Annotated in this window: 30 protein-coding genes; 15 read left to right on the top strand and 15 right to left on the bottom strand. The window is 68.7% G+C overall.

Annotated elements, in window-relative coordinates; all coding sequences use genetic code 11:
• Positions 1–5: 5 nt before the first annotated feature.
• Positions 6–2405, bottom strand: a complete 2400-nt coding sequence (locus tag NO876_RS02595; RefSeq protein ID WP_256420098.1) for a hypothetical protein — start codon at positions 2403–2405, stop codon at positions 6–8.
• A 9-nt stretch (positions 2406–2414) separates the two neighbouring features.
• A complete protein-coding gene (locus NO876_RS02590) occupies positions 2415–2819 on the bottom strand; it encodes a DoxX family protein (RefSeq protein WP_256420097.1) in 405 nt (134 codons plus the stop codon).
• Between the two features lie 117 nt (positions 2820–2936).
• Here NO876_RS02590 and NO876_RS02585 point away from each other — a divergent pair, with 117 nt between their 5' ends.
• Both NO876_RS02585 and NO876_RS02580 read left to right on the top strand, forming a co-directional pair.
• Complete coding sequence (locus tag NO876_RS02585; protein ID WP_256420096.1) at positions 2937–3425, top strand: FKBP-type peptidyl-prolyl cis-trans isomerase; 489 nt, start codon at positions 2937–2939, stop codon at positions 3423–3425.
• A gap of 130 nt (positions 3426–3555) precedes the next feature.
• Positions 3556–4344 carry a CRISPR-associated protein Cas4 gene (locus NO876_RS02580; protein ID WP_256420247.1) on the top strand — a complete coding sequence of 263 codons (789 nt, stop codon included), beginning with the start codon at positions 3556–3558 and terminating at the stop codon, positions 4342–4344.
• Positions 4345–4472: 128 nt separating this feature from the next.
• Here the strand turns inward: NO876_RS02580 and NO876_RS02575 are convergent, their stop codons facing one another.
• From NO876_RS02575 to NO876_RS02565, 3 genes are all read right to left on the bottom strand, one after another.
• On the bottom strand, positions 4473–5231 hold the full coding sequence (locus NO876_RS02575; RefSeq protein ID WP_256420095.1) for an L-threonylcarbamoyladenylate synthase: 759 nt from the start codon (positions 5229–5231) through the stop codon (positions 4473–4475).
• A gap of 63 nt (positions 5232–5294) precedes the next feature.
• Positions 5295–5807 carry a redoxin domain-containing protein gene (locus tag NO876_RS02570; protein WP_256420094.1) on the bottom strand — a complete coding sequence of 171 codons (513 nt, stop codon included), beginning with the start codon at positions 5805–5807 and terminating at the stop codon, positions 5295–5297.
• Positions 5808–6071 carry a glutathione S-transferase N-terminal domain-containing protein gene (locus NO876_RS02565; RefSeq protein ID WP_256420093.1) on the bottom strand — a complete coding sequence of 88 codons (264 nt, stop codon included), beginning with the start codon at positions 6069–6071 and terminating at the stop codon, positions 5808–5810.
• 158 nt (positions 6072–6229) lie between these two features.
• Here NO876_RS02565 and NO876_RS02560 point away from each other — a divergent pair, with 158 nt between their 5' ends.
• A complete protein-coding gene (locus NO876_RS02560) occupies positions 6230–7732 on the top strand; it encodes a hemolysin family protein (protein WP_256420092.1) in 1503 nt (500 codons plus the stop codon).
• Between the two features lie 67 nt (positions 7733–7799).
• Here NO876_RS02560 and NO876_RS02555 read toward each other — a convergent pair whose 3' ends face one another.
• The gene (locus tag NO876_RS02555) at positions 7800–8990 is read right to left on the bottom strand and encodes an inorganic phosphate transporter (protein WP_256420091.1); all 1191 of its coding nucleotides are present in this window, start codon (positions 8988–8990) and stop codon (positions 7800–7802) included.
• A 4-nt stretch (positions 8991–8994) separates the two neighbouring features.
• Positions 8995–9216, bottom strand: coding sequence for a DUF7859 family protein (locus NO876_RS02550; RefSeq protein WP_200820846.1), 222 nt, complete (start codon positions 9214–9216; stop codon positions 8995–8997).
• Positions 9217–9353: 137 nt separating this feature from the next.
• Between NO876_RS02550 and NO876_RS02545 the strand changes: the two genes are divergently transcribed.
• Entirely contained in the window at positions 9354–10271 is a 918-nt protein-coding gene (locus NO876_RS02545) for an ArsR/SmtB family transcription factor (protein WP_256420090.1), read from the top strand.
• Positions 10272–10796: 525 nt separating this feature from the next.
• Here the strand turns inward: NO876_RS02545 and NO876_RS02540 are convergent.
• Positions 10797–11327, bottom strand: a complete 531-nt coding sequence (locus NO876_RS02540) for a metallophosphoesterase (RefSeq protein ID WP_256420089.1) — start codon at positions 11325–11327, stop codon at positions 10797–10799.
• 124 nt (positions 11328–11451) lie between these two features.
• Here NO876_RS02540 and NO876_RS02535 point away from each other — a divergent pair, with 124 nt between their 5' ends.
• Entirely contained in the window at positions 11452–12393 is a 942-nt protein-coding gene (locus NO876_RS02535) for a cation diffusion facilitator family transporter (RefSeq protein WP_256420088.1), read from the top strand.
• 29 nt (positions 12394–12422) lie between these two features.
• Here NO876_RS02535 and NO876_RS02530 read toward each other — a convergent pair whose 3' ends face one another.
• The 5 genes from NO876_RS02530 to NO876_RS02510 all read right to left on the bottom strand — a co-directional run bounded on the left by NO876_RS02530 (position 12423) and on the right by NO876_RS02510 (position 16490).
• On the bottom strand, positions 12423–13454 hold the full coding sequence (locus NO876_RS02530) for a threonine aldolase family protein (protein ID WP_256420087.1): 1032 nt from the start codon (positions 13452–13454) through the stop codon (positions 12423–12425).
• A 148-nt stretch (positions 13455–13602) separates the two neighbouring features.
• A complete protein-coding gene (locus NO876_RS02525) occupies positions 13603–14151 on the bottom strand; it encodes a DoxX family protein (protein WP_256420086.1) in 549 nt (182 codons plus the stop codon).
• A 177-nt stretch (positions 14152–14328) separates the two neighbouring features.
• Positions 14329–14961, bottom strand: a complete 633-nt coding sequence (locus NO876_RS02520) for a DUF2238 domain-containing protein (RefSeq protein WP_256420085.1) — start codon at positions 14959–14961, stop codon at positions 14329–14331.
• Entirely contained in the window at positions 14958–15596 is a 639-nt protein-coding gene (locus NO876_RS02515; protein ID WP_256420084.1) for a hypothetical protein, read from the bottom strand. Before NO876_RS02515 ends, NO876_RS02520 begins: the two co-directional genes overlap by 4 nt.
• A gap of 78 nt (positions 15597–15674) precedes the next feature.
• Complete coding sequence (locus NO876_RS02510; RefSeq protein ID WP_256420083.1) at positions 15675–16490, bottom strand: DUF7839 domain-containing protein; 816 nt, start codon at positions 16488–16490, stop codon at positions 15675–15677.
• A 148-nt stretch (positions 16491–16638) separates the two neighbouring features.
• Between NO876_RS02510 and cbiT the strand changes: the two genes are divergently transcribed.
• From cbiT to NO876_RS02460, 10 genes are read left to right on the top strand one after another with little or no spacing between them, the layout of a single operon-like run.
• Entirely contained in the window at positions 16639–17259 is a 621-nt protein-coding gene (gene cbiT / locus NO876_RS02505; RefSeq protein WP_256420082.1) for a precorrin-6Y C5,15-methyltransferase (decarboxylating) subunit CbiT, read from the top strand.
• Positions 17256–18119, top strand: a complete 864-nt coding sequence (locus tag NO876_RS02500) for a cobalt-factor II C(20)-methyltransferase (protein ID WP_256420081.1) — start codon at positions 17256–17258, stop codon at positions 18117–18119. The genes cbiT and NO876_RS02500 overlap by 4 nt, the downstream gene beginning before the upstream one ends.
• On the top strand, positions 18116–18982 hold the full coding sequence (locus NO876_RS02495; RefSeq protein ID WP_256420080.1) for a cobalt-precorrin-4/precorrin-4 C(11)-methyltransferase: 867 nt from the start codon (positions 18116–18118) through the stop codon (positions 18980–18982). Before NO876_RS02500 ends, NO876_RS02495 begins: the two co-directional genes overlap by 4 nt.
• A 3-nt stretch (positions 18983–18985) precedes the next feature.
• Complete coding sequence (gene cbiG, locus NO876_RS02490) at positions 18986–20008, top strand: cobalt-precorrin 5A hydrolase (RefSeq protein ID WP_256420079.1); 1023 nt, start codon at positions 18986–18988, stop codon at positions 20006–20008.
• A 10-nt stretch (positions 20009–20018) separates the two neighbouring features.
• The gene (locus NO876_RS02485) at positions 20019–21059 is read left to right on the top strand and encodes a precorrin-3B C(17)-methyltransferase (protein ID WP_390276873.1); all 1041 of its coding nucleotides are present in this window, start codon (positions 20019–20021) and stop codon (positions 21057–21059) included.
• 2 nt (positions 21060–21061) lie between these two features.
• Entirely contained in the window at positions 21062–22162 is a 1101-nt protein-coding gene (cobJ, locus tag NO876_RS02480) for a precorrin-3B C(17)-methyltransferase (RefSeq protein WP_256420077.1), read from the top strand.
• Positions 22152–22460: a ferredoxin gene (locus NO876_RS02475; RefSeq protein ID WP_256420076.1), complete on the top strand. Its 309-nt coding sequence runs from the start codon at positions 22152–22154 to the stop codon at positions 22458–22460. Before cobJ ends, NO876_RS02475 begins: the two co-directional genes overlap by 11 nt.
• A complete protein-coding gene (locus NO876_RS02470) occupies positions 22453–23169 on the top strand; it encodes a cobalamin biosynthesis protein (RefSeq protein ID WP_256420075.1) in 717 nt (238 codons plus the stop codon). Before NO876_RS02475 ends, NO876_RS02470 begins: the two co-directional genes overlap by 8 nt.
• Positions 23166–24410, top strand: coding sequence for a CbiX/SirB N-terminal domain-containing protein (locus NO876_RS02465; protein ID WP_256420074.1), 1245 nt, complete (start codon positions 23166–23168; stop codon positions 24408–24410). The genes NO876_RS02470 and NO876_RS02465 overlap by 4 nt, the downstream gene beginning before the upstream one ends.
• Positions 24410–24781 (top strand): DUF3209 family protein, encoded by a 372-nt coding sequence (locus NO876_RS02460; RefSeq protein ID WP_256420073.1) that lies wholly within the window; start codon positions 24410–24412, stop codon positions 24779–24781. Before NO876_RS02465 ends, NO876_RS02460 begins: the two co-directional genes overlap by 1 nt.
• A 24-nt stretch (positions 24782–24805) precedes the next feature.
• On the opposite strand, the gene NO876_RS02455 is transcribed toward NO876_RS02460, so the two are convergent.
• Together NO876_RS02455 and NO876_RS02450 are read right to left on the bottom strand one after the other, a co-directional pair.
• Positions 24806–25141: a (2Fe-2S) ferredoxin domain-containing protein gene (locus tag NO876_RS02455; protein ID WP_256420072.1), complete on the bottom strand. Its 336-nt coding sequence runs from the start codon at positions 25139–25141 to the stop codon at positions 24806–24808.
• Positions 25141–25980 (bottom strand): CbtA family protein, encoded by an 840-nt coding sequence (locus tag NO876_RS02450; RefSeq protein ID WP_256420071.1) that lies wholly within the window; start codon positions 25978–25980, stop codon positions 25141–25143. Before NO876_RS02450 ends, NO876_RS02455 begins: the two co-directional genes overlap by 1 nt.

Here is a 25980-nt window from a genome sequence, read left to right as displayed (position 1 = left end):
ACGGCTCAGAGCTTGTCGGCCTTCCGTGCCTGTTCGGCCCGTCGGGTCGCCTCCTCGACTCGGTTTTCGACGGCCCGTTCGAGCGGGTCCGGAAGGTCGTCGCTGGCCTCGGCGATCAGTTCGGCGATGCGTTCGAGCCCGGTTGATGCGGTCTGTATCCGTCGATCCGCGTTCGCTCGATCGCCGGCGCGGGCGTTCTCGGCCGCTCGCTCTGACGCGCTGGCGACGGCGTCGAGGGCGCGAACGAGACCGCGGAGGGCGTTCTCACGCCCGGTGAGCGTATCACCGTCGCTGTCGTCATCGAGGAGCCCTCCGAGTTCCTCGCTCGTCTCTCCAGTGATCGACGCGAGAAACGACGACAGCGACGCCTTTCCGGTTTCCGGGCGATCGATCCGGATCGGCGGTCCCGTCTCGGACGGGTCGTCCCCGTCGGTCCCGGAAGCCGGGTCCGGGTTAACTCGGAACGCGCCGACGGCACCGTCGGCGTCTCTGACTTCGGTCGTGTACGCGCCGCCGCGGTGGACGTACACCGCGTCGGAACCGTCGAGCGGCGAGTCGTACAACCGACCGGCGAAGTCGTCGTCGATCGCGACGTCCGTGAGGTCGGCGTCGGTTCCGCCGGCATCGATCTCCAGTCTTTGGGCGTTCTCACGTGCGACGAGGGGGATTTCGCCGGCGGACCCGGCCGCCGTCACGCGCTCTGCGGTGCGATCCGGACCCGACCCGTCGTCGGGCGCGGCCGATCCCGACCCGGTCGCTGCAGACTCGGCCCGCCCGGTCGTGGTTTCGGGTGTCTCTGCCCCTGTCGTCCCCGCCGTCTCTGCCTCGGTCGTCGCCGCCGTGTCGGACGCGGTCTGTTCCGTCACGGTCGAGGTCGCGTCGCTCTCACCGCCGACGGACAGGCGCTCGCTGTGGGGCGCTTGCCCGGCCGCGTTGACGGTGAGCCGATGTTCTCCTTCGGGAACGTCGCGGAGCGCCGCGACGCCGCCGAACGTCGGCACGGCGGCCGGGTCGCTCTCTAAGAGGGCGACGGCCTCGACGTTCGGCGTCTGCGTCGTCAGCCCCTCCCCGTCGGGTGCGTCGTCGCTCGATACGGCCTCCGTGACCGCGGCCACGACGGTGTTGATCGGGGCCGCATCGCCGATGGCGTCGTACCGCTCGGCCAGGGCGGCCCGGTGGTTGGGATCGGTGATGTCGGCCGCGGGGTTCTCGTAGCGGGGTTGCTCCCACGGGACGCCGGTCGTCGTGATGTGGCCCGCGATGGCGTCCTCGGCGAACTCGGGGACGGAGAACTCGAAGCTCAGTTGCGGTCCGGTGAACGCCGTGATGTGTTCGAGTTCCGCGGTGGGAACGAGTTCGTAGGCGTACTCGGTCGTTCCGTCGACCGCTCCCCCGTCGGTCGATTCCGCGTCGGTCGATTCCCCGCCGACCGCTTCCGTAGCGTCCGAAGACGAACCGTCGGCCCCCGCGTCCCCGCGCCCCCCGTGACGGAACACCACGCCCGTCGAACGCCCCGGGAGGTCGGTCGGCGGCGACGAGAGCGACTCGAACGACCGCACCGTCAGGTCCTCGTCGACGAGCGACGTCCGTTCGACGTTCGGCAGTCGCTCGTGGTCGTACACGGGCACGCCCTCGTACTCGGGAACGACGTAGGGCAGTCGCGCGCCCTCGTCCCGCGGGAGCCCGTAGGCCAGCGGGACCTCCGAGAGCGCCTCGACGCTCTCGATGGCGGAGTTGGTGATGTCGGCGAGGAGGTCCGCGCCCGGGAGGCGCTGGAACCGATCGGGCTCGTCGTTGACCGAGAGCGCGCTGGAGTGCGAGCCGAGTTCCGCGAGGATCCGCGGGATCATCTCGGGGTCGGGGTCCAGGAACTCGTTGTTCGGCACCCGCCGGGAGTGGGAACTGGAGACGTACAGTTGCGGTCGGTCGGTCTCGGTGTCGACGAAGACGTGCAACACCTCCCAGTCGTGCCAGTGGAAGTTCGTGGTGAACTGATCGAACGCCGAGTACAGCCAGAACTGAACCACTGCGAGCGGGGAGTCGTCGTACTCGACGGCGTTGTAGAAGACCGTCGGGTCCGGTGGTCCCCCCGAGTCGGCGTCGCGCGCGTGGTAGCCGTCGAGGGCGTCGAAGCCGTCGACGACCGGGTCGCCGTCCCGCTCGCTCTCGTACGGTCTGGGGTCCGTCGGGAGCCACGGTTCCGCGGCGTCGAAGTACAGCGTCGGGGCGAACCGCCGCGCCAGCGATTCGGCGAGTTCGGGATCGGTCTCGGTCGTCGCCTCGTCGGACTCACGCTCGGCGAACGAACAGCCGGCGAGCGAGCCGACGCCGGCACTGGCGAGCGTCGCGAGAAGCGTCCGTCGGTTCAGATTCCGCGTGTCGGAGCGCGTGCTAGTGTCTGTCACGGTGTGCGGCTACTTGTACGCCTCGCGCAGGAACGCGAGCGCCGCGCCGAACATCGCCAGGTTCCCGAAGAACGCCAGCCGTTCGCCGCTCCCCGAACCCTCCTCGGCGTTCCAGAAGTCGTGCATCGTCGGCGTCACGACGGCCAGGAACGTGACGACCGCGCCGGTCGCGATCCGGGGCGCGCGCCAGAGCGCGATCCCGAGGCCGCCGACGAACATCATCCCGGAGGCGAACGGCGCGGCGAGGTCGGGGAGAGGGACCCCCGCGGATTCGGCGTACTCGATCGTGTCCTCCATATCGCGAAAGTCCTCGGAGGCCTGGAGGGCGAGGCCGAGGCCGAACAGCACCCGGCCGAGCCGCGAGAGGGTGCCGGACTCCTCGGAAGCGTCGTCGTGGTCGGTGTCCGCGGTCATACTGGCGAACACTCGCGGACGATCAATAAGCGTTCGGCTCCGGTCGCGGGGTCGAGCGACGGCTGCCGCAGCGAACGCAGACGACAGGCTATTTCGGCTCCGCTGCCAACCTCGCGTATGACCATCGAACGGGGCGACCGCGTCGCCGTCGAGTACGTCGGCCGGTTCGAAGACGGTACGGTCTTCGGAACCTCGAAGTACGCCGTCGCCACCGAGCACGGCCTCGACGAGGCGCAGGATCGCGACGCGGACGACTACGGCCCGCTGGCCTTCACGGTGGGCGACGGTGACGTGATCGACGGCCTCGACGAGGCGGTGCGAGGACTGGCCGTCGGTGAGGAGCGCACTGTCCGCGTGCCACCGGAATCCGCCTACGGCGAGGTCCGATCGGATCGGGTCCGCGAGTACGATCGCGAGACGTTCGAGGGAATGGTCGGCGAGGAGCCCGAGGTCGGTCTCCACGTCCACGCCCAGAACGGCCTCCACGGCGACGTCGTCGCCGTCCGCGAGGACGCGGTGGAGGTGGACTTCAACCACGAACTCGCCGGGCGGACGCTCGTTTTCGAGATCGAAGTCGTCGACCGCCAACCCGATCGGTCCGACTGAGCGAGTCGGGCGCGGTGGCGCGTCGATCCGCCGAGAGTTCAAATAGGGAGACGTGACCAGAGGGGCCGTGGAACCTCCAGCCGAGCGGTCTACTCGAAGTGACGGCGCGTCGCGGGGCGACAGCACGCCACTGGCCGACACGATCCCGATCTCACACCTCGGACGCGCGGCGTACTGCCCGCGGCAGTACTACTACGCCGAGCGCGACGGCGACCACGAACCGCCGGCATCGGTCGCGGACGTCCGCGACCTCGCGTTCCGGTACGAGCGACACCAGACGGCGACGGACGAGGAACTCCGTCGCCTGCCGATCGCAGTCACTCCCGGGGAGTACCGATCGAACCTGGCATCCCTCGCAGAGCGCGACGACTACGATCGGCTCGCGGCCCCGGCGACGCGCGAGGCGTTCCTCCGCGGGCGCGACTGCCACGGCGTCGCACACAAGGTGCTCGAACCGGCGGACGGGACGAACGGGGGAGCGGGGATGAGCGGAGGAGACGGAGCCAACGGAACAGATGGAACGGACGAGACCAATGAGACGGCCGAAACCGACGGAACGGCTGGACGCGACGACGCCGCACCGCCCACGCCGACGGTCGTCTCGCCGGGCGATCCGCCGCCGCAGGGAGTCTGGGAACCGCAGCGAGTGCGGGCCGTCGCCGTCGCGAAGGCGCTCGCGTGGGAGCGCGAGCGCGGGGTCCCTCGCGCGCTCGTCGAATACCCCGCTCACGGCGTGGTCCGGACCGTCCGACTGACGACGCGGAACCGGGGCGCGTACCGACGCACGCTGTGGACGATCAGATCGATGCGGGGCGTTCCGAGCCGGATCCGCGACGAGTCGAAGTGCGACGCCTGCGACTACCGGACCACCTGCGGGACGAAGACGCGGTCGCTGAAGACGCTGCTCGGACTCGGGTGAGCGGCAGCCGTCGGCCGCACGGCCGACGCGGTCAGTAGTGGCAGCGACGAGGGCGCGGTCGGCGGCGGCGACGCAGTAGGAGCGACAGCAACACGGCCGGCGACGGCGATGGCGATCGGGACGGCCGATCAGCTGCCTTCCACGGTCGGTTCCGCTCCGCGCTCGTCTTCCAGCCACGCGGCGATGGCGTCGGCCATCGCGCCGCGTCGGTGGACGACGTTCCGCTCGGGATCGACGACCGTGCTCTCGGTGCCGGGCGTCGGGCCGGCGTCGACGACCACCGCGACGGCGTCGCGGACCGCGGCGTCCAGCGTCGCGACGTCGGTGACGCTCGGCGACCCGCTGACGTTCGCGCTCGTCGCCGTCACGGGCGTCGGCGCGACGCGCTCGAACAGCGCGAGCGCCACCTCGTGATCCGGGATCCGGATCCCGACCCGGTCGCGGCCGGCGGTGAGCGCCTCGGGGAGGGACGGGTCGGCGTCGACGACGACGGTGACCGGGCCGGGGAGGAACGCGCGCATAAACCGGAGCGCGCGGTCGCTCGGCCGGGCGTGGCGCAGCGCGGCGTCGACGGTCGGGACGCCGAGCGAGAGCGGCTTCGACCGGTCGCGGCCCTTCACCTCGAAGACGCGCTCGACGGCCGCGGAGTCGGTGGCGTCCGCGCCGAGGCCGTAGACCGTCTCGGTCGGGTAGACGACAGTCTGGCCGTTCTCGATCGCGGCGGCCGCGGCGTCGATGGCGTCGGCGACGCCGCGGTCGGTAGCGGCATCGCTGGCGTCGTCGAAGTGGGTTCCTGACGCCTCGTCGAGGTCGGCCCCGGACGTTTCGTCGAGGTCGACCCCGGACGCATCGTCGTCGGCTTCGGACGTCTCGTCGAACTCCGTCATCTGTCCGGACTGACGCGGCGGGTCGAAAAGAGCGTGGCGGATCCGCAGTCGGGACGAGAGCGCTCAGACGAGGTCGTCGATCGCGGCCTCGATCTCGTCGTACTCGGGGAACGCCGGCCACTCCGCGGCGGCCCACGCGTACTGGACCGTCCGCGACTCGTCGAGGAGGAACGCGGCGGGGCGGTGTTCGGTCACGCCGGTCATCCCGTCGAGGTCGTTCTCGATTCCGTACGTCGCCGCGACGTCGGCCGCGGGGTCCGAAAAGAGGCGGACGTCTTCCGCACGCTTCTCGAGGAGGTCCTTGTGCTCGTACGGCGTGGAGACGGAGACGCCGACGGTCTGCACGTCGTCGACGAACCCCCGCTCGTCGATCTCGTTCCAGATGTACGTCGTCGGGAACGCGCCGTCCATCGGGTGAAAGACCAGGAGCGTCGGACCCTCCTCCGTGAGATCCGACAGCGACGCGTCCTCCCAGTACTCCTCGTTCACGAGCGGTCGCGTGAAGTCCGGCGCGACATCGCCGACGTCCGGGTGGTCCGCCTCGTCGAGTTCGACGACCTCGAAGTCGAGTTCCATCTACGCCCCCTCCCCGTAGGTCTTCGTCAGGTACTCGACGATGTTCGCGGACTCGGACATCGTGACACCGGTGTGTTCGTCGACGATGGCCGGGACGCTGCGCTTGCCCGAGACGCGCTTGACGACGTTCCGGTCAGCGTGCATCGGTTCGACGAAGCGCGACCGGTACGACAGGTCGAGTTCGTCGAGGGTTCGGACGACGCGCTCGCAGAACGGACACGCCTGAAGTCGATACAGCGTGATCTGCGGGTCTCGATCGCTCATACACGCGGTAGGGTCGAAACGCTCCTAAGGCTGTCGGAGATTCGTCCGCGGCGTACACGAGAGACCAAGTCTCGCGAACGACGCGGACGACCCACCGTCCCACGGAGGCGGTCGAGGGTAACTCTTAATTCCGGGGCCAGACAAGGTGACGTAGTTATATGGGTTTGTCTCCGCCACTCGCGTCTCTCGCCGCCCGACGTTCGAACGGAATCGACGACCGGACCGCGCTCGAGGCGAGTTCCGGAGCCGAAGCGGGAGGCTCCGGTGTCGACCCGTCCTCCGCAGCGACGCTTCTCACCGACTCGACCTCGATTCTCCAGGCGGTCCCGATCAACGACACGACGGTGACCGTCGCCGGCGCGGTCGCGATACTCGTCTTGATCGGCTTTTCGGCCTTCTTCTCCTCCTCGGAAATCGCGATGTTCTCGCTCGCGAAGCACCGCATCGACTCGCTCGTCGAGGACAACGTTCCCAACGCGGAGATCGTCAGCGAACTCAAGTCGAACCCCCACCGCCTCCTGATCACGATCCTCGTCGGGAACAACATCGTCAACATCGCGATGTCCTCGATCGCGACGGCGATCGTGAGCCTCTACTTCGATCCGGGCACGGCGGTCCTGGCGTCGACGTTCGGGATCACCACTCTCGTCTTGCTCTTCGGCGAGAGCGCGCCGAAGTCCTACGCCGTCGAGAACACCGAATCGTGGGCGCTCCGCATCTCGCGCCCGCTGAAGTACTCCGAGTACGCCCTCCTGCCGCTGGTCGTCGTCTTCGATTACCTCACCCGCGTCATCAACAAGGTGACCGGCGGGCGCTCGGCGATCGAAACCTCCTACATCACCCGCGACGAGATCCAGGACCTCATCCAGACGGGCGAGCGCGAGGGCGTCATCGAGGAGGAGGAGAGAGAGATGCTCGATCGGATCTTCCGCTTCAACCAGACCATCGCCAAGGAGGTGATGACGCCGCGCCTCGATATGACCGCCGTTCCGAAGGACTCGACGATCGACGAGGCGATCGAGACGTGCGTCCACTCCGACCACGAGCGCGTGCCGGTCTACGACGGCAACCTCGACAACATCATCGGCATCGTCACCATCCGGGATCTCGTCCGCGAGAAGAACTACGGCTCCGGAACCGCCGCGCTGACGGATCTCGTCCAGCCGACGCTGCACGTCCCCGAGTCGAAGAACGTCGACGAACTCCTCACCGAGATCCAGGACAACCGCCTCCGGATGGTCATCGTCATCGACGAGTTCGGGACCACGGAGGGGCTCGTGACCCTCGAGGATATGGTCGAGGAGATCGTCGGCGACATCCTCGAGGACGACGAGGAGGAGTCCTTCGAGTACGTCGACGACCGCGAGACGCTCGTCCGCGGCGAGGTCAACATCGACGAGGTCAACGAAGAACTCGGCTTGGAGCTCCCCGAGGGCGAGGAGTTCGAGACGCTCGCGGGCTTCATTTTCAACCGCGCCGGGCGACTCGTCGAGGAGGGCGAGGAGATCACCTACGACGGGATCACGATCCGCATCGAACAGGTCGACAACACCCGCATCATGAAGGCGCGAATCACGATTCCCGAGGAGCCCGACGCCGACGAGGAGGACGCAGAGGCGGAGGAGGGAGCCGAACAGTCGGAGTCGCCGACCCAAGAGTGAGGCGTCGGAGTCGCGACGCAGGGGGGGAAGAATCGGAGTCGTCTCCCGAGCGAGGAGCGCTCCCGGCTCACAGAACCGCGTCGATCGCGGTGAACGCACCGTAGGCCAGGCCGAAGGCGAGCACGAGCGAACCGATCCACGCGAGCACCGTCTTGAGCATCTTCTCGCGGCTGACGCCCGCCCCGCCGGCGGCGTACCCGCTTCCGATGATCGCGCTGACGATGATCTCGTTGAACGAGACCGGAATGCCGAGCGCGACAGCCGCCTGCGCGATGGCGAAGGAGGGGATCATCGCGGCGATCGAGCGCCGCGGACCGAGCGAGGAGTAGTCCTGCGAGATGGCCTTGATCATCCGCGGCGCACCGGTCCACGAGCCGATGAGCAGTCCCAGCCCGCCGCCGACCAGCAGCGTGGGGAGGGGGACCGCCACCTCGTCCAACAGCGGGACGAGCGGCCCGATGGCGAGGCCGACCTGGCTGCCGCCGGCGGAGAAGGCGACGAGACCGCCCAGGACGAGCAGGAACCGGCGCTGTCCCCGAGCGGGATCGACGACTATCTCGCGGCGGACGACGGCGACCGAGGCGAGGACGAACAGCGCGGAAACGGCGACGACGCCGACGTCGACGCCCGCGACCGAGAGCGGGGGCGTCGCGGCCGCGCCGACTTCCGCCAGCGAGCGCCCGGATTCACCGCCCAGCGCGGCGAACCGGATGTTCGCGACGAGAAGTCCGACGACGCCGCCGAGGGCGGGAACGGCCACGCGTTCGGGGACGGACTCGTTGCGGAGAAAGCGCGCCGTCCCGTAGGCGATACCGCCGCCGACGAACGGGGTGAGCGTCCACAGGGCGACGATCTCCTGGTACTTCGCGACCGCGGGGCCGCCGCCGTTCGCGAGGCCGACGCCGACGACCGCGCCGGTGACGGTGAACGCCGTCGCGATCGGGTACCCGGCGAAGACGCCGATCGCGACGAGGGCCGCGGCGACGATGAGCGCGACGGTCGAGGCGGTGGCGGTGAGGACGGAGCCGACGACGAGCTCCGTCCCGACGGCCTCCGTGACGTTCGCGCCCTGCAGGACGGCACCGGAGAGGCCGAGCACGCCGACGACGAACCCGGCGCGCATCACCGAGATCGCGTTCGCACCCACCGCCGGGGCGAACGGGGTCGATCCCGAGGAGCCCGCGCCGATCGACCAGGCCATGAAGAGACTCGCGAGCGCGGCGACGACGAGAGTGGCGAGTGTTGCGACCACGACCATCCGACTATTTCCCCCGGTACCCCTCGTCGAACCCGTCGCGGAGCCCCGTCAGCGTCCGCCTGACGAAGAGGTACGCGAAGAAGACGAAGCCCAAGAGGAAGACGAGAAGCACGATCAACGCGGGGTTGGACGCGACGAAGTCGACGACGACGTCGACCTGCGCGGGATCGCCGTCCGGACGCAGGGCTCGGGACCGGCCGACAACTCCCGGCTGACGGGCAAGCATAGCCGGGGCTTTCCCCGGCGTCAGTAAATGCGTTTCGCCGCCGGCGCGCGTTGCGGGGCCGGGGTCCGGATCCGGGCATCGCGTTCCGACGAACGAAAGCAAGACTCATCACACGCGCGCCGAAATCCCTGCGAGAGATGGCCGACATCCTGCCCTCCCGGCCAGACCTCCCCGACGACGAGGACAAGGAGCCGCGCGTCGTCGGCCTCGATAGCGAGGAGGTCGACGACCTGCTCGCGGCGATCTCCTCGACGACGGCCAGAGAGCTCCTCGCGGAGTTGCACGAGGAACCGGGGCCGCCCTCGGACGTCGCGGACCGAGTCGACACGTCGATACAGAACGCGCAGTACCACCTCGATCGACTCGAAACCGCGGGGCTGATCGAATCCGCCGGGACGGCGTACTCCGAGAAGGGCCGAGAGATGACCGTCTATGCGCCCTCTGACCAGGCGCTGGTCGTCGTCGCGGGCAACGAGGACGACACGACGGGGCTGCAGTCGGCGCTGACCCAGTTACTCGGCGGACTCGGCGTCCTCGCGCTCGGTAGCGTCGCCGTCGACCGACTCGCCAGAGCCGGAACCGGACCGGGCGTCTCGCTCGGCTCGACCGGCGGCGACGGCGGTAGCGCCTCGGGCGATGCCGGGAGTGCGGACGGCGGAGCGAACGTCAGCGGCGCGACCGAGACGGACGCCCCTGCCGGAACCGAGACGGCGACGCCCGCGCCGGGAGCGACACCGACGGAGACGGCCACACCGGAGACGACACCGACGCCCGACGACGGCGGCGGGATCCAGATCGCGGAGGCGACTGAGACGCCGGTTCCGGAGCAGACGCCCGCGCCTACGGAAGCACCGTCGACGGCGACAGAGACGGTAGCGGAAGCCACGCGAACCGCCGCAGACGCGGCACAGACTGCCATCGAAACGGAAGCCGCCGCGGGTGGCGGTCCGCTGGACGCCGTCTCGGCGGCCGTCGCGGCGCTCCCGCCCGGGGCGCTGTTCTTCCTCGGCGGCGTCGTCGCGCTGTCGTTCGTCGCGCTCGTCTGGCGGCGGTAGTCGAGTTTCGGCCGCCTCCGGCGTCAGCGACCAATGATCGTTGTCTCCGACGTCAGCGACCAATGGTCGTTACCACCGACGACAGCCTCCGGGTTGTGGTCGCGTCGGAGGGAAACCGAGCCGTCGATCCAGGCCCCGAGCGGAGACACCGGAGAACGCTGAAACGCGATTTTGAGTCTACGTCGGCTATTTTATTCACCGGATCCAATGCCAATGTGCAGGGTCACCGCCACCGCCTCGGCCCTCCACCCGGACCCGTCTCCCCACCCACAACCCGAGTGTGCGCTCCGCCGACGTCTCCTCGGGTGCACGCCTCACCGCCACCTGCCCGGGTACGTCTCATCGGACAGCCCATCCGACGACCGACCATCGCTCTCGCCTGCCCCCGAGACCGACCCGTCGGCAGTCGAAGGCAGTTCGGTGCCGTACATCCGCCCGCCGGGCCGACGCGGATCGGCGGCGACCCTATTTTTCGAGGACAGCAGTACCCCATCTGCTGCCGTGAGCCGCCTCGGCCGCTGCGTGTTACCGATTCGTCGAGCCGGGTGAACCGACAGTGAACGATTCGAAGACGTCGCCGTCGACGGTGACGAGTCGCCCCTCGACGCCGCCGTCCTCGCGCGCTTCGAGTTCGGCGTGTGCGGCCCGATTGCCTCGCGGTTGCGCGTGGCTTCCGGGGTTGAGGAGCACGACGTCGTCGGTCGCCTCGTAGGTCGGCCGGTGACTGTGCCCGAAGACGACGACGTCGGCACCGCGCTGGCGGCCGAAAAACGGGAGCGCCGTCGGGCCGCCGGGTCGCCGGTGGGTCATCGCGAACGTGAGGCCGCCGAAGGTGAAGTTCCGGGCCTCGGGCAGGCGCGCCCTGATCGCGGCGTCGTCGTTGTTGCCGGTGACGCCCAAGAAGCGGGAGGCCTCCCGTTCGAAGTCGTCGAGGACGGACTCGCGCATAAAGTCGCCCGCGTGCGCGACCACGTCGGCGTCGCGGACGGCCTGGAGCGTCCGCCCGGAGAGGCGATGGGAATCGGTGCTGTGGGTGTCGGAGACGACTGTGAGCATCGGAACGACCTACGACGGCCGGAGCCAAGAAGCGTCCGACTGTCCGCTTCCGTCGCTGTCGCAGATCGGGCCGCGGTCGTCTCGCGGTGGAAACCACTTTATCTCCGTCTGCGGAGGTTTCCGTATGGCCGGAAGCAAAGGCGTCGTCCTCGCCGCGCTGTTCGCGAACGGGGCTATCGCGATCCTGAAGTTCGGCGGGTTCCTCCTGACCGGGAGCCCCTCGATGCTCTCGGAGACGTACCACTCGATCTCGGACACCGGCAATCAGGTCTTCCTCCTGGTCGGAATCCGCTACAGCGAGAAGGAACTGAGCCGCGAGCACCCGTTCGGCTACGGGAAGGCGCAGTTCTTCTACTCCTTTCTCGTCGCCGTGCTCCTGTTCGGCATCGCGGGCTGGGAGTCGATCAAACACGGCTACGACGCGATCGTCCACGGCGGTCACGGCGTCGCCGGGACGATCACGTTCGCCGGCGCGACGTTCCCCTCGTGGTACGTGAACGTGGCCGTGCTGCTCGCCGCGATCGCCTTCGAGGCCTACGCGCTCGCGAAGGCGAACGCGGAGATGCAACGGCAGATCGACCACTACGGGTGGAGCGGGATCCGCGAGGCGTTCGGCAAGATGAGCGACGTGACGACGCTGACGGCGTTCACCGAGGACACGATCGCGCTCCTCGGGGCGGGCCTGGCGCTCGTCGGGATCCTCCTCTCGAAGGCCACGGGCAACGAGGTGTACGACGCCATCGCCGCGGTGCTCATCGGGATCCTGCTGATGGGATTCGCGCTCGCGCTGGCCTGGGAGAACAAGCGGCTGATCCTCGGCGAGAGCCTCCCGGCGGACGCCGAGGCCGACCTGCGAGACGTCGTCATCGAGACCCCGCGCGTCGTCCACCTCGACGCCTTCCGGACGGTCTACGTCGGTCCCCAGACCGTCCTCGTCACGATGGACGTGAGTTTCGATCCGGAGACGGAAGCGGGCGACATCGACGAGATCATTTCAGATATCGAGGACCGCTTGATCAAGGCCGACGACCGGATCCAACACGTCTACATCGAGCCCGAGGTGTGATTCCGACCGAGGTCGGTCAAAGCTGAGCGTCACTCCCGGAGGTCGTCGACGACGCCCGCGACGCGCTCGACGGCCTCTGCGACGTCCGCGCGGGTCACGTCCAGGTGCGTGCAGAATCGCGTGAGATACGGGCCGTGAACGCCGCCGAGGACGCCGCGCTCCTCGCAGGCGTCGACGAACCTCTCGGCCTCGACGCCGAGTTCGTCCGTGAAGACCTGCACGATGTTGGTGTCCGGCTCTGCGGCGCGGAGGCCGTCGACGTCGTCGAGGCCGCTGGCGAGGGCCGCGGCGTTCTCGTGATCGACGCGGAGCCGATCGACGTTCTCCAGCGCGAGCAGTCCGGGCGCGGCGATCAGGCCGGCCTGGCGCATCCCGCCGCCGAACAGTTTGCGGACGCGTCGGGCGCTCTCGACGAACGCCGCGTCGCCGGCGAGGATCGAGCCGACCGGCGCGCCGAGGCCCTTCGAGAGGCAGAAGAGGACGGAGTCGACGTCGCGGACCATCCGCTCTGGGGCGACGTCGAGCGCGACGCAGGCGTTGAACAGGCGCGCGCCGTCGAGGTGGACCGGGACGTCGCGGGCGTGCGCCGCGTCGGCGGCCGCCGAGATCGATTCGGGGGCAACCGCGACGCCGCCGCGGCCGTTGTGCGTGTTTTCGAGCGCGAGGAGCCCGGTTCCGGCGCGGTGAAGGCTCTCTGCGACGTACGCCGACGCGAACTGTTCGGGCGTCGGGGCGGCGTCGGCGGCGTCGACGGGACGGGGCTGCAGTCCCGAGAGCTGTGCGAGGCCGCCGAGTTCCCAGCAGTAGATGTGGGACTCGCGGTCGAGGACGATCTCCTCGCCGCGCTCGGCGTGGACGCGCGCCGCGATCTGGTTGCCCATCGTCCCCGTCGGCACGTAGAGGGCGTCCTCGGTCCCGACGCGCTCGGCCGCGGCGGCCTCCAGTTCGTTCACCGTCGGGTCCTCGCCGTAGACGTCGTCGCCGACGTCGGCGTCCGCGGCGGCCTCCCGCATCGCCGCCGAGGGCCGCGTCACCGTGTCGCTTCGAAGGTCGATCGCCATATCTCACGCTCGACGTCTGAAGCAAAATATCCGCGGATCGGAGTCGTCGATACGGAGCGGTACAGAAGTGGACCGTGCAGAAACGGATCGGGCAGAAACAGATCGGGCAGAAACAGATCGGACAGAAACGGATAGAAGTCCCGGGGCGCTACCCGAGGAGGAACTTCGCGATGCGCTTCTTGCCGAGTTCGGTCTTTTCGAGGATCGCGTCGATCCCGAGCACGCGGCCCGCGCCGAGGATCCCGAGCGTGACGAACAGCATCAGACCCATCAGGTCGCCGTTGACCAGGCCGTGCGCCCAGTCGGCGTTGCCCAGGTAGAAGAACACCATCAGGACGCCCCCGAAGAACGAGGCCAGCCTGACGAGCGCGCCGACGATCAGGCCGAGGCCGATCAGGAACTCGCCCATCGGAATCATGAAGTTCGTGAACTCGAGCATCCACGGCGTGCTACCGACCCACGCGAACAGGCCCGCGATCGGGCTTCCCGAGGCGTTGAGGAGGTAGCCGCTCGCGTCGAACGGTTCGCCGGCGACGAAGCTGAACTTCGTGTAACCGGCGTGCAGGAACCAGTAGCCGGTGATCACGCGCAGCGCGACGATCCAGTAGCCGGCGAGGGTGCCCTGCAGGTCGAAGTCGAGGACGTTTCCGAATGTCGTCTCAGCGGCCGAGGTCTGGGTGGTTGGGGTCGTGGACATAATCGTTCACCTTACAGATGGACAGTTGCACGCTCGGGGGTTATAACTGGGATATGGTTCTCGAATTTTCAGAAATCGGGAGAACTATTCCCATACTACCGTCGCTCCGTTCGACCTGTCTCCCGAGCGTTCGACCGCCAGCTCCGGAAGCAGCAGCCCTGTGGTTCGGGTGGTCGATCACTCCCCCGTCGCGACGAGTCGCTCTCGGATCCGCTCGGCGACGCCGGTCAGATGGACCTGTCCGAAGATGGCGACGAGCAGCGCGCCGAGAGAGTTGAACATCGTGTCTCGAACCGTGTCGTCGAGGCCGTGCTGGGCGAGCGGCATCGTCAGCCCCGTCGCGTCCGCCGCGATGTCGAGACCGAACTCGAACAGCTCCCAGATGACGCCGAACGAGAGCACGATCACGAAGATGTACACGAAGAAGAACCGTCGCGGGATGTGAATCTGGTCGTGGTGGAGGTCGATCGCGCGGGCCGCGGTGTATCCGGCGGCCGCGACGAGCGAGGCCGACATCGCGTGTGTGAGGTGGTCCCACCAGCCGATTTGGCCGTAGAGACCGGCGGATCCGAGCGTGTGCAGGAACACCGCAGTCGTGATCCAGAGCGCGAGCCACGAGTCCAGCGTGAAGTTGTAGTTTCGCCGCAACAGCGCGGGGAAGAAGGTAATGAGCAGGGCGATGCCGCCGTTGGTGATCGCCTTCGGCTGACCGGCGAGGAAGCCGTAGCCGACGAGCGCGACCAACACGACCTGCATCCCGCGGGTGATGCGCCGCTGGTTCTGGAGCGACGGACGGGGGAGAAGCGTCATCGGCGGATCACCCAGCGGAGAACCCGCCAGAGTTGGCGGTCGCGTCGCCTGAAGTAGCCGTCGAACAACAAGCCCGCGGAGAGGCCGGCGAGGGTGACGTACAGCCACTCGATCATCAGCGTCTCGTTGTCGACGAGGAACGTCGTTCCGAGAAACCGGTCGGCGTTCCATCGGAAGATCGTCCAGGCCGCCGCGGCGGCCAGCGTCGTCAGGACGACGAGTCCGACGGCGAACCAGTGGGTGACACGCAGCGTCGTGAACATGTGGAGTTCGACGATGACGAGCAGTGCGAGCCCCGCGAGCGAGAGGTAGGTGGCGAACGTCCCGACCGTCCCGCCGACGAGACCGCGGACGAGGATCGGAAACAGCGCGACGACGAGCAGTTCCCAGGGGAGCATCACCCGCCACTCGCGGTAGGCGACCGGCGGGAGCAGCACGACGAATCCCACGACGCCGACGAACAGGATCCACCCGTAGTCGACGTCGAGGACGCTGTCGGCGAACACCGCCGCGAGTACGCCGACCAGCAGCCACGCGAGAACGGCGTTCGTGCGGCCGTCGCGGAACAGCCGCTGGAGGACGTCTTCGACGTCGGTCAGTCTCGAGTCCCCAGATTCGCCGACGCCGTCGTTCATCGCTTCGGGTTCAGACACTCCTGAGAGATAAGCCCAGCGGCGGGATCGGAGCGAGGAACTCGGCCGACCGGCGATCGCTCACGCGTCGGCGGCGTCGACGACCTCGTAGCTGAGGTTCTGCGCTCGGAGTTTGTCGGTGTGCGCCGAGAGCAGATCGGTCGAGGTCAAAAGAAGAATATCGAGGCCCTTCGTCGCCGCTTCCTGCACGGCGGCACTGCTGCCGAATCGGATGTCCGGGTCGAGGCCCGCCGCCTCGGCGGCGACGACGGCTTCGGCTCCGCCGACGGCGAGCAGATCGTGTTTCTCGGCGAGGTCCGAGATCCGCTCGGGATCCACCTCTGAACTGCCGCCGTTTTGGACCTGCGGGATCGAAACGATCGTCACGGTTCCCAGTTCGTAGTCGACGACGCCCTCGACGTTCGTGATCCCGACGTCCGTTCCGGCCGCGGCGTCCGTCACCGCAACCGCGGTTGCGTTTCCGGTATCACCCGACATCGCGCGGAGGGTCCCGCCGCGCATCGTCAGAGTAACGGTCTCTCCCTCTTCGATCTCGGTCGTCGCGATCGCCGTCTCGATCTCGACCTGGCCGATGACGTCCTCGGAGACGTGCCGGACGAACCCGCGTAGCTCGTCGGTCTGGGAGATCAGCCAGTCGACGCCCTCTTTCGTCACCTCGTAGCGGCCGCGACCGTGCTTGTTGACGTAGCCGTGTTCGACGAGGTCCTGGAGGTAGTCGCTGACCGCCTGGGCGGTGATCCCGATCGCGTCGGCGATCTCCTGCTGATTGACCGCGGGCTGCCGCTCGGCGATCTGGACCAGGATCTGATAGCGGGTCGCGTTCCGTTTGCTCTGGAGGACGCCGAACTCCTCGGCGTCCTCGGCGTTCCTCGACATTGCCGGGAATCCGGACCGGAAAGTAAAGTAATTTTGCCTTAATCCGTGCGAAATTGAGTTTCGACGAGGCAAGCGGGCAATTTAACCAATCTAACTTTTTCTAAAACAATCAAAATTGTTTTACGGCCTACGATAGTTGTGTTCGGCGATGGCGCACGTCTCGCTTCCACACGACGCGAAGGCCGGTCCGACGAAACCCGAGGTTCGGGCCGTCCTTCTCAGCAAACTCGATCTCGAACCGACCGATCACTTCGCCGAGGTCGGTTCGTGCACCGGCGCGGTCACCGTCGAAGCGGCACGGCGCGCCGGGCGGGTCACCGCACTGGAACGGAAGCCCGAGCGGGTCGAAACGAGCAGAAAGAACCTCGCAGCCAACGACGCCGCAGACAACGTGGAACTGCGGGAGTCCGAAGCGCCGGAGGGGCTCCCGACGGACGCCGACGCCCTGTTCCTCGGCGGCAGTCGAAACTACGAGGCCGTGCTCGACCACGCGGTCGAGCACCGGGTCGACCGCGTCGTGATGAACGTCTCGCGGCTGGAGGTCGCGGGGGCGGCCACCGAGGCCTTCCGTGAACGTGGCCTCCTCGACGAGGTGGTCCAGTTCCAGGTGAGCCACGGCTACGAACTCGCCGGGGCGACGAGTTTCGACTCCGAAAACCCGGTGTATATGCTCGTCGGCGGCGCGAAGGAGGCCGCAGCCGACGGCGGGGAGCGCCGCACCGATTCGCGGCGGTCGCCGTCGCGCGGCGTCGACGGGGGACAGCGATGACCCTGTACGGCGTCGGACTCGGCCCCGGCGACGCCGACCTCGTGACCGTCCGCGGCCGTCGCGTCCTCGAACGGGCCGACGTCGCGTACTCGCCCGGACGCCTCTCTCGCTCCGTGGCGACCGAGCACGTCCCCGAGGCGCGGATCGGCGACGTCGACTTCCCGATGACCCGAGACGAGGACGAGCTCCGGCGCGCCTGGAAGGCGGCCGCCGCGGAGATCGCACCGCGAGCCCGCGACGGCACCGCGGCGTTCGTCACGCTCGGCGATCCGAACGTGTACTCGACGTTCGGTCACCTGCGTCGGACGCTCGCGGCGTTCCACCCGGACGTCGACGTCGAGGTCGTCCCCGGAGTGAGCGCCGTGACGGCCTTCACCACCGCTCTCGGCGTCGAAATCGCATCGGGGGCGAGTATCGCGCTCCGCGAGGCCGCCCGCGGGGCCTCCCCCACCGGTCCGGACCGACTGGTCCTGTTCAAAGTCACCGACGTCCCCGCAACTCACGAGGGACTCGTCGACGCCGGATACGACGTCGTGTACGGCCGCAGGCTGTACATGGATGAGGGCGAGACCGTCGTGACCGACGATCCCGAGGCCCTCGCCGACCGCGATTACTACACCCTCGCGTACGCGGAGAAGCGCGGGCTGGATCTGCAGCCGGCCACCGCGGCGTTCGGCGGCGAACCGGAGACCGATCCCGAGCCCGCGGCGCAGACCGACGGAGGGGTGGAGTCGACGGCGCACACCGAAGGGGGAGTAGGATCGACCCCGGGGGTTGAGGATGCCTCCGACCTCGCGTCGGTCGAGCGCGCCGAGAGCGAGGCCTGCGGTGACGGGGTCCGGGGGGGATCGTCGCGATGACCGACCCGCAGGACGCCATCGACGCGGAGTCGGCCGCGCGAGCGAGCGAACGCGACCCCCGAATCGACGCGCGGACCGCCGGCGAGGTGCAGGAGGGGATCCCGTTCGTCGGGGCCGGCCCGGGCGATCCGGGGCTGCTCACCGTCACCGGAAAGGAACTCGTCGAGTCCGCGGATCTCGTGGTTCACGCCGGGTCGCTGGTCAACAGCGAACTTCTGGAGGAGCACTGCGAGGACGCCGAGCAGGTGTCGAGCATCGGCAAGGACCTGGAAGAACTCGTGCCGCTGATGCGGGACGCCCACGAGTCCGGCCGGAGCGTGGTCCGACTCCACAGCGGCGATCCAGCGATTTACGGAGCGGCCGTAGAGCAGATGGACGCGCTGGAATACGAGGGCATTCCGACCTACATCGTCCCGGGGGTGACCTCGGCGTTCGCCGCCAGCGCGACGCTCCGGACCCAGCTCACCCTGAACGGCGTGTCGAACCACGTCGCGTTCACGCGCCCGCAGGGGAAGACGCTCGATCCCGAGGACGACCACATCGGCGAGTTCGTCGGGATGGGCGACGTGACGACTTGCGTCTACCTCGGTACCCACGCGGTCGGCGAGACGATGGATCGGCTCCTCGAGGACGGCCACGATCCCGATACACCGGTCGCCGTCGTCTATCACGCGTCGTGGCCGGACGAGGAGGTCATCGAGGGGACGATCGGGACGATCGGCGGGCGGCTGGAGGCGGCGGGCTACCGCGCCTCCGCGCTCGTCGTCATCGGCGACGCCGCGCGGAAGGCGGGCTACGAGCGCTCGTACCTGTACGACGGCTGGGCGAACCGAGGCGGGACCGAGAGCGAGGCCGACGACTGAACGATGAGCACCGACACTACCGACGCGGACACGACGGACGGCAAAGAGACCGAACCGGACGAATCAAACGCATCGGGCGGATCGAACGGCCACTGTTCCACGCCCGACTCCGACGGGGAGGTGGCCGAGGAGATCGCGATCGTCAGTTTCGAGCGGAAACTCGACACCGCCGAGGAGATCGCGGCGGGGATCGGTGACGGCTACGATCGGGTGGACATAATCGAGTACCACGGCGACGTCTTCGCCGAGCACTGGGGCGAGTACGACTGCTTCGTCGGATTGATGGCCTCCGGCATCGCGATGCGGAAGACCGCGCCGCTGCTCGACGACAAGTGGGACGACCCCGCGATCGTCGTCGTCGACGAGGAACTCACCTGGGCCATCCCGATCACGGGGGGTCATCACGGCGCGAACCAAGTCGCGGGTGACCTCTCGCAGTTGGGCGCGGTGCCCGCGATGACGACCGCCAGCGAGGCCGCGGGCAAACAGGGCGTCGAGAGCAAGGCGAAGGCGCTGGACGCACACGTCGTCAACGGCGACTCCACGGTCGCGACGAACCTCGCCGTCCTGAACGGGGAACTCGGTCCCGTCGCGCGCCTGGACGGCCCCCGTGCCGTCCTCGTCGACGACGACGTGACCGTTCTCGAGCGGAACGCGGACGACGGAGTCGTCCTCGGAACCGGGACCGTCTCGGGGGTGAAGAAGTCCCAGGTGCTCGACGCCTGGGCGACCGCCCTCGACGATCTCGGAGCGGACTTTTCCGACGTCGACTTCGTCGCGACCGGCACCCGAAAGGAGGGCGAGGAGGGCCTCTACGAGGCCGCCCGGGAGATCGGTGCCGGCGTCGTCCTGTTCGAGAAGGAGACCCTCGACGCGTTCGAGGGGCCCTCGCCCTCGCGGTCGAAAGAGCTCATCGGCTGGCCCGGAATCGCCGAGGCGTCGGCCATCGCGGGCGGTCGCGAGCACGACCTCGTAAGGGAAAAAGAGCGCTTCGACGACGCCGTGACCGTCGCGGTGGGGCAGTGAGATGGCGGGGATGGACGGCTCCGCTGCCGGCGGCGCGGACCCGAGCGGCGGGGACAGCGATGACACGGCCCCGAACGGGGGCGACAGCGCCGATGACGCGGTCCGGGACGGCGACGACGGCAACGGCGACTCGCTGGGGACGCTCTACGTCGTCGGCATCGGTCCCGGACTGCCCCACGCGATGACCCAGCGGGCGAAGGACGTCGTCGCGACCGCCGACTGCGTGATCGCCTCGAACCTCTATCAGGAGTTTCTCCGACGCGACGGGACGCTCCCGCCGGAGAGCGCGGAGGTCGATACGGCGGGGACGGGGGACGCCGCGCCCGACGGGGGAGCGGCGACAAAGGACGGCGCGGACGCGATGACGACGGCGGGAAACGAGTCGGGAACCGTCCTCGAACGTCCCAACGGCACCCGCCAGACGCTCGTCCGCTCGTCGATGGGTCGGCAGATCGAACTGGCCCGCGAGGCGTTCGAGCGCGTCCGCGCGGGCGAGGACGTCGCCCACGTCTCCGGCGGCGATCCGAACGTCTACGGCAAGAGCGACCTGCTGTTCACGATGGCCGAGGCCGAGGACGCCGACGACGTTCCGATCGAAGTCGTCCCCGGCGTGACGGCGGCGCTCGGCGGCGCGGCGAACCTCGGCGCGCCGCTGTCGAACGACTTCTGCACCGTCTCGCTGTCGGACAAGTGGCGCGGGTGGGACGAGATCGAGGAGAAACTGCGCGCGGGGGCGATCAGCGGGTTCGTGATCGTCCTGTACAACTGCTGGCGCGACTACCAGCGCGCCATCGACGTGGTGCGGGAGGAACGCGCCGACGACGTTCCGGTGGGGATTTTCAACGACGCCGGCAGGGGCGACGCCGGCCGGAACCTGGAGGACGAGACCCACACGATCACCACCCTCGGCGAGGCCGAAGGGCACGAGGACGAGGTCGGCGGGATGGGGACGTCCATCCTGATCGGTACCCACGAGACGACGGTCTGGGAGAACGAGTACAAAAAGCACCTCGTCACCCCGCGCGGCGGGCGTGACGTCGACGACTTCTGACAATGAGCACTGACGAAACCACCGAGACGAGTACAGACACAGAGCCGAGTACAGACACAGAGCCGAGTACAGGCACAGAGCCGAGTACAGACACCGAAACGACCTGCGGCGCGTCGACCGATTCGAGTGCGGCCGACGCCGTGACCCAGACCAGTTCCGGGTCGAAGTGCGGGGCGTCCACCTCGATCGACGAGAACGAATCGGCCTGCGGGGCTTCGGGCTCCGACCTGGCGTCCGGATCCGACTCCCCGTCCGACTCGAAGTGCGGCGGATCGAAGCGAGCGACGACCGACGAGAAGGTCGAATCCACCGTCGACGACTTCGAGGCCGACCCCGGACGCCTCGTCGCGGTCGGACTCGGACCCGGACAGCCCGAGGGGATGACCCAGCGCGCCCGCGGGGCGCTCTTGGAGGCCGAGCACGTCGTCGGCTACACCACGTACGTCGATCTCCTCCCGCAGGAGGTCACCGACTCGGCCGAGGAGCTGTACGACACGCCGATGTGCGGCGAGGTGACACGGACCGAGGAGGCGATCGATCGGGCGCTCGCCGGCAACGACGTCGCTATTATCGGAAGCGGGGACCCGAACGTCTACGCGCTGGCCGGACTGGCGCTGGAGATTCTGGAATCGAAGGGCGCGACCGCGAGTATGGTGGACTTCGAGGTCGTCCCCGGCGTCCCGGCCGCCCAGTCCTGCGGAGCGCGCCTGGGCGCGCCGCTCGTGAACGACACCGTCAGCATCTCGCTGTCGGATCACCTGACGTCGATGCCGACCATCGAGTCGCGGCTCCACGCCGCCGCGAAGGAGGGGTTCACCATCGCGATCTACAACCCCTGGAGTCGCAAGCGCCGGGAGAACTTCCGGAAGTGCTGTGAAATCCTCTTGGAACACCGCCCGGCGGACACGCCGGTCGGGATCGTGCACGGTGCGGGTCGCGACGACGAGGCGGTGGACATCGTCGAACTCGGGGAGTTAGAGGGACTCGGCGAGACCGACCTCGTCGATATGACGACGACCATCCTCGTCGGGAACGAGGAGACGTACGTCTGGGACGATCGGATGGTGACCCCCCGCGGCTACGAGTCCAAGTATGACTACTGAGTACCGAGTTCGTCTCGACCGTGAGGCCTGCGAGGGCGTCTTCGCCTGCCTCGTGCGCGACGACCGGTTCGTCGAGGCGTCGGACGGGTTGGCGACAGTCGAGGCGTCAGACAGCCCGGCTACCGTCGCCGGTGGACGGGGCGGCGGTGACGGAAGCGACGTCGCCGCCGGTGAGGCTGACGAGAGCGGCGAACTCCTCGTCTCGTTCGCCGACGAGCGCCTGGAAGACGCCAGGCAGGCCGCCCGAGCCTGTCCGGTCGATGCCATCGACGTGCTACCGGGGGCAGAAAATGAGTAGCACGGAGCGAGAGTCGGGGACGCCGGATCCCGTCGAGGACCTGCTCGCGGCGACGCCAGCGACGGCGTACTTCTGGGGGCGCGTCGCCGGCGACGGCGAACTGACGCGCGACTGCGTGACCGTCCGTGTGGAGGATGAGACATCGGCCGACGCGCTGGCCGCGGTCGCCGGGACCGTCCGCGTCGATCACGACCACCGGGTCGCGGCCCGCGAGTCGGCACACGACGCCTCGATCGTCCGCTTCGAGGACGAGTACGAGTTGCAAGTGTTCGGCGCGCCCGCCGAGCGTGCGGGCGCGGCCCTCGGGCTGCCGATCGACGGCCAGCCCGGCGGCTATCGTTTCGGCGCGTTCGCCGATCACCGACCGCAACTCGTTCGAGGCGTCCTCGAAGCCTGCGGCACCGTCTGCTTCCGGGAGTCCTCGGAGTCGGTCGGCGTCTCGTTCGTCCACGACGACGAGGCGCTGCTCCGGGCGGTCCGGTCGCTACTCGCTTCCGCAGCGCCCGACGTCCCGACCGACGATCTCTCCGAGACGTCTTCGGGCGGCTACTGGTTCGGGCTTGCCGACGACGCAGACATCGCGGCCTTCGCGCGGTGGACCTACGCCGGCAGCGACGACTCCGGGCTGTACTCGGCGGCGCGCCGGGAAAAACTCCGCCGGAGCGTCGAACGCGCCACGGCTAGCGAGGTGGGGACGCTCTCCAGATGACCACGAACACGAAATCCGCTCCGGGCGCGCGAGACGACAGCAGTCTGCTCGACGACGAGGCCGTGCTGCTGGTGGGCCACGGCTCCCGCCGCGAGAAGTCGAACGAACAGGTCCGGGCCCTCGCGGCCGACCTGGAGGGCCGGCTCGGTCTTCCGGTCGATGCCGGCTTTCTGGAACTCGCGAAGCCCTCTATCCCCGACGCGATCGCGGGGCTCGCGGCGACGGTCTCGCGGATCACCGTCGTCCAACTGTCGCTGTTCGCCGCGAGCCACGTCAAGAACGACGTCCCGCTGGCGGTCCAGCGAGCCAGGAGCGATCACCCCGGCGTCACCGTCCACAACGGCGCGCACCTCGGGGTCCACCCCGCGCTCGTCGACCTGCTCGACGACCGGGCGGCGGCCGTCGAGTCCGAGTTAGGCGTCGACCGCGAGACCGACGAGGTCGCGGTCGTACTTTGCGCACGCGGCTCCAGTGACCCGGACGCCAACGCCGACGCGCACAAACTCGCCCGGTTGCTGTACGAGGGGCGCGCCTTCGACCGCGTGGAGACGTCGTTCATCGGGGTCACCGAGCCGCGGTTGGAGGAGACGCTGCACGCGACCGCCAAACACCGACCGGACGCCGTCGTCGTGCTCCCGTACATGCTGGGCGACGGCGTCCTCACCGGCCGGATCCGCGAGGGGACCGCCGAGTTCGACGGCGAGTACCCGTACGTCGACGCGGCCGCCGGCGATCCGCTGGGAACCGACAACCGGCTCTTGGACGTCCTCGGCGACCGCTGGCAGGAGGCCCGGACGGAGAGCGTCGATATGTCGTGTGACACCTGCAAGTACAAGGTCGAAATCGACGGCTACGAGGAGGACGTCGGCGGCGCGAGAGCGACGCTGCGCGCGCTCACCCACCAGGAGTCACACGCCGACCGCGACGACATAGACGACGAGCCCCACGCGCACGACGCGCCGGCGAAGCACGTCGCGGTCTGTACGAACCAGACCTGCGCCGCCGACGGCGCGCCGGCCGTGCTCGAAGGGTTGCGGCAGGCCGCACGCGACTCCGACGCCTGCGACGCCCGGATCACGCGTTCGTCGTGTCTCGGGCGCTGCGGAGACGGCCCGATGGTGGCCGTCTACCCAGACGGCGTCTGGTACGGCGACGTCGACGGGAGCGACGCGGAGCGGATCGTCTCGTCCCACCTCGATCGGGACCGCATCGTCTCGGACCTCGTCGGTCAAATACTATAATGAGCTGTTACGAAATCGAAGCCCTACGACTCGGACTGATGAACGTGCTCGGCACCGAAGACCGAAGCGTGCGCGAACACGCGGAGAAGGAACTGGAGGGCCGTCTGGACGGCCCGATCGAGGCCCTCGCGAACGCGGAGACGCTCTCGGAGATCGAGCGACATCTCGACGCGGCGCTCGTGGACCTCGAAGCGGAAGTCGCCGCGACCGACGCCGAGGATCCGGAGTACGGCTACGTCCGCGGACGGCTCGTGGCCGTCCGCGACGCCGAACGGGCGGTGCACCGGCTGACCGATCAGGGAGAAAGCGTCCTCGAGGGACTGGGCGAGGCCCACGACGTGCTGCACGAGACGTTCCCCGTCGAAGAGTAGCGAGGAGAAGATCTCATCCGCCTGCTATCGCGTTTCTCCCAACTTCGACGCGTCCGCGCCGAACTCGCCTTCGAGTAGTTCCGGCACGTCTTCGGGAACCACGTCGGAGTACCAGCGGTTCCGCGGGTGGATCGCGACCGCGGTCCCCCCGGCGCTGCAGAGGCCGAGACAGCTCGTCTCGGCGACGCGAACGCGCGACCAGAAGACGTCGCGGTCGCGCAGCCACGTTCTGACCGCCTCGTACACGTCTCGACCGTGTGCCTCCGCACAGCAGGCGTACTCCGAGTCCCGCGCGTGCGTGCAGACGAGCACGTGGGCGGAAAACCCTCCGTCGACGACGTCATCGGTTCTCGACCGCATCAGTCCGCCGTGACAGAGACGTCGGAACGGTCGCTGGCGACGTCGGAGGGACGGTCTTCGACCGAGTGATGACTGAGCCGCGCGTGGGCGCCCGCGAGGAGCACCCACAGCAGCGCCTGGCCGAACACGGTCATCCCGACGAGCCCCGTCGCCAGGTCGGGGGGAAGCGCGCTCTCGACCGAGTTTGCGGGGGCGAACGCAGTGGGGACGGCCAGGAGGCCGAACGGGAGCGCGGCCGCGAGGACGGCGGCCCCCCGTCCGCGTCGCTCCCGGAGCCGCTGGTACGCGTATCCGGAGAGCAGACAGGCCAGCGCGCCGACGGCCATCATCCCGCCGTAGAGGAGCGTTCGGGTCTCCGTGGGCAGCGATTGCGAGACCCCGGGCGGCCGCGGAGGGAGGACGAGCCACGGCGCGCCCGAGACGGTGACGAACCCGGCCGCCGCCAGGAGGTAGCTCTTCGTACCCTCGGTCCCCGGAATCGCGGGTTCGAGGAGGTAGAAGGCGAAACCGAAGACGACGCCGCCGAGGAGGATCCCCCAGAGCACGCCGGAGAGGACACTCACGCCGTTTGTCACCGTCGAGGAGACGACGCTCTCGTGGGGTCCGTCACCTGCTCCGCCGTGGTGGCCGCCGTCCGCCCCGTGGTGGTGACCACCGTCTGTCTCGTGGTGCTCGCCGGTCCCGGACTCGGCAATCCCGCCGTCGATATCGCCGCCCTCGTGGCCGAGTTCGTCGGCGAACGCGACGAGCGGGTTGGCGACCAGCGCGAGGAGGAGGCCGAACGCCAGTCCGGCGACGACGCCGGCTTTCACGCCCCGCTTCAGATGGGAAGTGAGCAT

The organism is Halobellus rarus (genome assembly GCF_024494595.1).
GTDB lineage: Archaea > Halobacteriota > Halobacteria > Halobacteriales > Haloferacaceae > Haloquadratum > Haloquadratum rarum.
The sequence above is the reverse complement of the archived record's forward strand: the minus strand, read 5'-3'. Positions and strand labels throughout refer to the sequence as shown.